7 protein-coding genes are annotated in these 4,711 nt (G+C 38.8%); all 7 read right to left on the reverse strand.

All coding sequences use genetic code 11. The features are described from left to right. Nucleotides 1-252 precede the first annotated feature (252 nt). The 7 genes from F3H12_RS12725 to F3H12_RS13690 all read right to left on the reverse strand — a co-directional run bounded on the left by F3H12_RS12725 (nucleotide 253) and on the right by F3H12_RS13690 (nucleotide 4,646). A complete protein-coding gene (locus F3H12_RS12725) occupies nucleotides 253-987 on the reverse strand; it encodes a metallophosphoesterase family protein (RefSeq protein ID WP_243133291.1) in 735 nt (244 codons plus the stop codon). Beyond that, entirely contained in the window at nucleotides 987-1,208 is a 222-nt protein-coding gene (locus F3H12_RS13395; protein WP_207706854.1) for a polysaccharide deacetylase family protein, read from the reverse strand. Before F3H12_RS13395 ends, F3H12_RS12725 begins: the two co-directional genes overlap by 1 nt. Next, complete coding sequence (locus tag F3H12_RS12730; RefSeq protein ID WP_207706859.1) at nucleotides 1,171-1,707, reverse strand: polysaccharide deacetylase family protein; 537 nt, start codon at nucleotides 1,705-1,707, stop codon at nucleotides 1,171-1,173. The genes F3H12_RS13395 and F3H12_RS12730 overlap by 38 nt, the downstream gene beginning before the upstream one ends. 55 nt (nucleotides 1,708-1,762) lie before the next feature. Then, a complete protein-coding gene (locus tag F3H12_RS12735; protein ID WP_149679695.1) occupies nucleotides 1,763-1,963 on the reverse strand; it encodes a hypothetical protein in 201 nt (66 codons plus the stop codon). Nucleotides 1,964-1,983: 20 nt separating this feature from the next. Continuing rightward, nucleotides 1,984-2,502, reverse strand: coding sequence for a hypothetical protein (locus F3H12_RS12740; RefSeq protein ID WP_149679696.1), 519 nt, complete (start codon nucleotides 2,500-2,502; stop codon nucleotides 1,984-1,986). A 521-nt stretch (nucleotides 2,503-3,023) separates the two neighbouring features. Then, the gene (locus F3H12_RS12745) at nucleotides 3,024-4,298 is read right to left on the reverse strand and encodes an IS110 family RNA-guided transposase (RefSeq protein ID WP_149679697.1); all 1,275 of its coding nucleotides are present in this window, start codon (nucleotides 4,296-4,298) and stop codon (nucleotides 3,024-3,026) included. A 90-nt stretch (nucleotides 4,299-4,388) separates the two neighbouring features. Further along, nucleotides 4,389-4,646, reverse strand: a complete 258-nt coding sequence (locus F3H12_RS13690; RefSeq protein WP_149679698.1) for a DUF3310 domain-containing protein — start codon at nucleotides 4,644-4,646, stop codon at nucleotides 4,389-4,391. Nucleotides 4,647-4,711 lie beyond the last annotated feature (65 nt).

Consider the following 4,711-nt stretch of genomic DNA (forward strand, 5'->3'; position numbering starts at 1 on the left):
ACTCCTTCCTCTAAATGGTTTGTTGTGTATAATCCCATTTTATCAAAGAAGGATGTCTCTTGTTTATTTTTTTCCTACAACAATTTTACACTATGTATAAATGAGGCATTGTTTTTTACTTAAAGGGATAGGCTTGCATAGGATGTACACCCATCCTATCTCAGCTAAAAATGCTTAACAAATGGAATCAAAAATTTATCTAATGAAATTGAATCTCAACAGCTTAGATATATCCTATCCCGCAATGGATGTTTACGGTAACTTTATTATTTCATCCATCACGCAAAAAAATATATCATCAATTGACTCGTCAACATGAAAATGTCCAAAATACCAAGCAATAAAATCGGTCCAATCAGCTATTTTCTGTAAATAATTACGCAACTCATTTTCATCTTGGCAATCATCTCCGCCTAATTCATAAACAACTTCTCTGGGTGCGGTATGAGTTAAAATATAATCTACTGAAAATGAATTAGCTTCTAATGCTTCCAAGCCCCTTTCATACTCTTCTTCGCACGGTCTTTCTTCAGGCCACCAATTTATACCTCTTCGTCTTCTATCCTTATCAGTGCTGCATGCCCCTCCAAATGTGAAAAATGTCTTCCCGTCAATTTCATAAACCTGGCCTCGTATTAAATGGAATATACCTGAGTCTATCTCATGAACTAAACCGCCGTTCCATTTTACTAACGGATATTCTTCAAGCAAATCAAAATTCTCATGATTACCATCAATAAACAGCACTGCTGACACCGGCAGCGCAGACAGTATATCTCTTACTTTTCTATCATGCTGCCCGTCATCCCAACAAATAGCTGTATCTCCCAAGATTATTAGAAACCTATCTTCAATCGTATCGGGATTTTCGGTTTCAAAAAAATCAATTAATTTTTGAATATCCAATGTTCCATGAATATCTCCGCACAAATAAACCATAGTAAGACCTCCAATTGAATTTTTCATACGATTTTTAATATCAAGCATCAACGATATTCATCATACAGGTCAAAAATCGTACAGAATGTATACCCCTGCCTTTGCAGTTCCGGGATTAAAATATCTAGAGCAGCGAGGACATTCTCTGTATTGTACATCGCGTGAAGCAGAATGATCGACCCGCCTTCCACATTGTCGATGACATATTGGGCAATATCCTCAGGCGAAGCATCAGCTCCTAAAACAGTTTTCGGCTCTATGCTCCACATGATTGTGGTCATCCCAATCTGATTTAAATAGTATGGGAGAACAAAAAGTTTTTTTGCCATAAGGCGGCCTGAAAAATATTTCTCCGACATAGCCGCTCGCCCATATCAATTCATTTGTCCGTTCAACTTCCTCTTTACAAAAGGCGTAGGGTTTTAGAATCATCCGCTTATGAGAGTAGGAATGGTTGCCAAGCTCATGCCCTGCCTCAACTATCGCCTTAGCATCCTGCGGCCTGGCGTTGATTTCAGCCCCGCAGACAAAAAATGTGGCTTTGACCTCCATCTCGTCCAGCTTATCCAGGATTGCTGAAGTGTTTTCCGTCGGACCGTCGTCGAAGGTCAGTGCGATTTTTTTGTCTCCGTTTGGTATTGAGGTAATAATCTCGCCAAAAAATTGAATGTTCCTGGATTTTGAAACATAATATAAAGTTATTGTACAAATAATGAGCAACAGAACGATGACTAAAAAGAGAAGTATGCGTTTTCTTGTTTTTTTCATTAACAATAGTCCCCCAAACACAGATAATCATTGGGTTCAAAAGCTAATCATCTTATTAGAATTTTTCGTAAATAACAGACTGGGCATCTACTCCCATTCTTCGTACATTGGGGTACTTTTTAAAAATAACAACATCGTTTCTAAACTTACGCCCCAAAACTGCCGGAGGATTATCAATTAAATCTGAAAGACGGAACTTTCCTATATTGATTAGATTGATTTGTGCCTTTGCGTAAAGTGTGTCATGATCAGTCACTATTTCCACCACCCTTCCATTTAGAATTCTTCATTGTCTTGTCTGTTTCTCAACTTTTCCAATTTATCTATAATTAATAATAAATTATTAACATCATCAATATCAATAATGAGCGAAATAGCTTTCACTTTCAAAGAATCAACATTGTTTAATTCACTAGAAAACTCCTTTTTACATTCCACACCTTTTAAGTGTTCTATATAGGCTTTTAGGACAAGCTTCAACTTGAAAGGAGTCATTACCCGATTAATTTTATAGACATCGCGAATTAAATCATTTACTTGTTCGTCCATTTCGAGATTATTAATTCTTACCTTAAATGATGAAGGAAGCTCACCATCATAATTTGTTTTTATCCTCTTTGAGAGGTTTTGAAAATCAATTTTTTTAAAATTCTCAATAAAATATCGTTCAGCTCTCTCGAAAATTTCAGCTCTAGCTAAACCATCCGCATCAAGACGTTCTGCTTCTTGGAAGAGACCAAAAATTTCACTTGAAGGTTTTGCAGATAAATAAAGTATTTTTTCTTCTTTATCCATTAATTTGCTCCTCTCTTTTATGGAATTATTTTTATATCATCAGGATTAATATTTCCAATATTATAATATTGCAACCTCCCTTAATATACTCTCGTTTTCTTCACTTATCTTCGTTTTTCGCAGAATTTCACTTCGATTTGCTTAAGCTTTCCCCCTAGATGTTGCATAAATCTGGTAGCTCTGTGGTTTCAGGCAGAGAAAATAAACCGCATGTGTTTTTCTATCTCGGCCGTCGGGATTCCACATCAACTCCAGGTAGCAAACCTCCCATGTCTTCCGGCATCAATTGTGCCTAATTCCTTCGTCCTGCTTATCCTAAAGGTGGAACGTCAATCATGCTCCTAAACTGGGTCTTTGCCCTAAAGGTAAAATTCAACTTGACTGCCGCTGCTCTACATTTCAAGGTGCAAATACTGCTAAAACTTAATTCTATAGCTTGAATGCATCTTTCTCTGTTGCGGTCTTCAGAGTGATTGCGTGTGGCTACATGTGGCTAATTACTAACTGCTAATCTCCGGCTATTATGCAGCCTTCATCGACCTTTTCATATCATTTAGCATCCTATCCGCATCGTAGTCATTGCCTTTTGTCAGTATCGCAAAAATAACTCGAATAAGCTTGCCGCAAAGGGCTACTATGGATTCCATTTTGTTAAGAGGGTTCTGTTCCCTGCTAAGATTTCTTTGATGCAATTGACGAAACTCTGAGTTTGTTGCCAACATCGTTATCATAGCTCTGAAAAGCCCTTCTCTTAAGCGCCTTCGCCCTCGTTTACTTATTCTCGTTTTACCTTTGTGCTTGCCTGAACTATTCTCACGCAAGCTCAGTCCAGCCATCTTCTGTATCTGCCTGGGATCGTTAAATCGGCTGATATCTCCGATTTCGCTGACAATGACCGCCGCTGCTACCATTCCCATTCCTTTGATATCTACAAGTTTCGATGCGCTTGGAACCTTTATGAGCAGTTCCTGCATCAGTTGCTCTATGTCTTGTTTTTGCCGCATCACCATTTCATACTGTGTCAACAGGTTCTGCAAAGCTGCTTCCGCTGCCTCATTTCCAGCCGTTCTTCCTATTGATCTAATAGCTAAGTTAACAAGCTTTTCAGCCTTCTTAAGGCTCGGCTTCTTCATTTTCTTTCGCCATGTACTTACTATGCTTGAAGCACCTGTAGCAGCTACTTTCGCAGGAGTTGGGAAGTGCCTAAGTGTAAGCCATGCTGCCTCGCCACGCCAATTCTTGAATACTTGATTAAACTCAGGAAATCTTATGTCCAACCATCGTATGACCTGATTGCTCAGGCTTATCATCTGTTCAACCAGACGTTCCCTTTCGCTGACCGCTTCACGAAGTTCCTGGTATACATCCTCCGGTATGTAGACATCCCTGAATCTACCGTCTTTGACCAACATCGCTATAGTCTTAGGATCCTTTTTGTCATTCTTAGTCTGACTGTTATCATCAAGCTCTCTCGTACACTTCACATGAAACGGATTAACTATTGCTAATCTATGGCCTTTTCTCTGCAAGTGATCACCAAGCGTAAACCAGTAGTGCCCTGTAGGCTCAAAACCTACTATTGCCTCGGTTTTTCCTTTCTCCTTCATTATTTCCTGCATCCAGTCCTCAAGGGCTTTATAGCCCTGATTTGTGTTGCTGAATCTAAGGAGCTTTGACAGCTCGATTCCCCTGCAATCAAAGGCTCTCGCATAGTGTGTGTCCTTTCCAATGTCAATTCCTACTACCAATGTCTCAAATTTGATTTGCAAAATCTTTTCATTTTGTGTACGCTTCATATATGACGCCTCCAATATTTTAGTTTTGTGCCTTTCTTGTCTGAATCAGCACATCTCTATCTTATTGCGAGGTGTCTTGTTTTTCAAAGTTCATTTATTTTCTTTACAGGAATGCTCCTTCTCTGTCTTTATTAATGTGTTTAAGTAAAACTCACATTTTTGCAGATCCTCTACTCCACCTTTTTGTTTGTACCTCCACAGGTATTTCATGCAGTTGCCCCTCAGGTATCCTGAGAATGCATCGTCCGTCATACATGACCGGATTGCATCAATACACTCAACACTGCCACTCGTATAGTGTCGTGGGTGATTTACGTTGATAAAGTATAATATTTTTCGCAAATTCATAGAAGTCCAATAAAAATGACATGGACGTAACCGTTTGGTAGAATTAAGTTAGCACACAAAATACC

It is taken from the genome of Thermoclostridium caenicola (assembly GCF_900142095.1).
Taxonomy (GTDB): Bacteria; Bacillota; Clostridia; order DSM-8532; family DSM-8532; genus Thermoclostridium_A; species Thermoclostridium_A caenicola.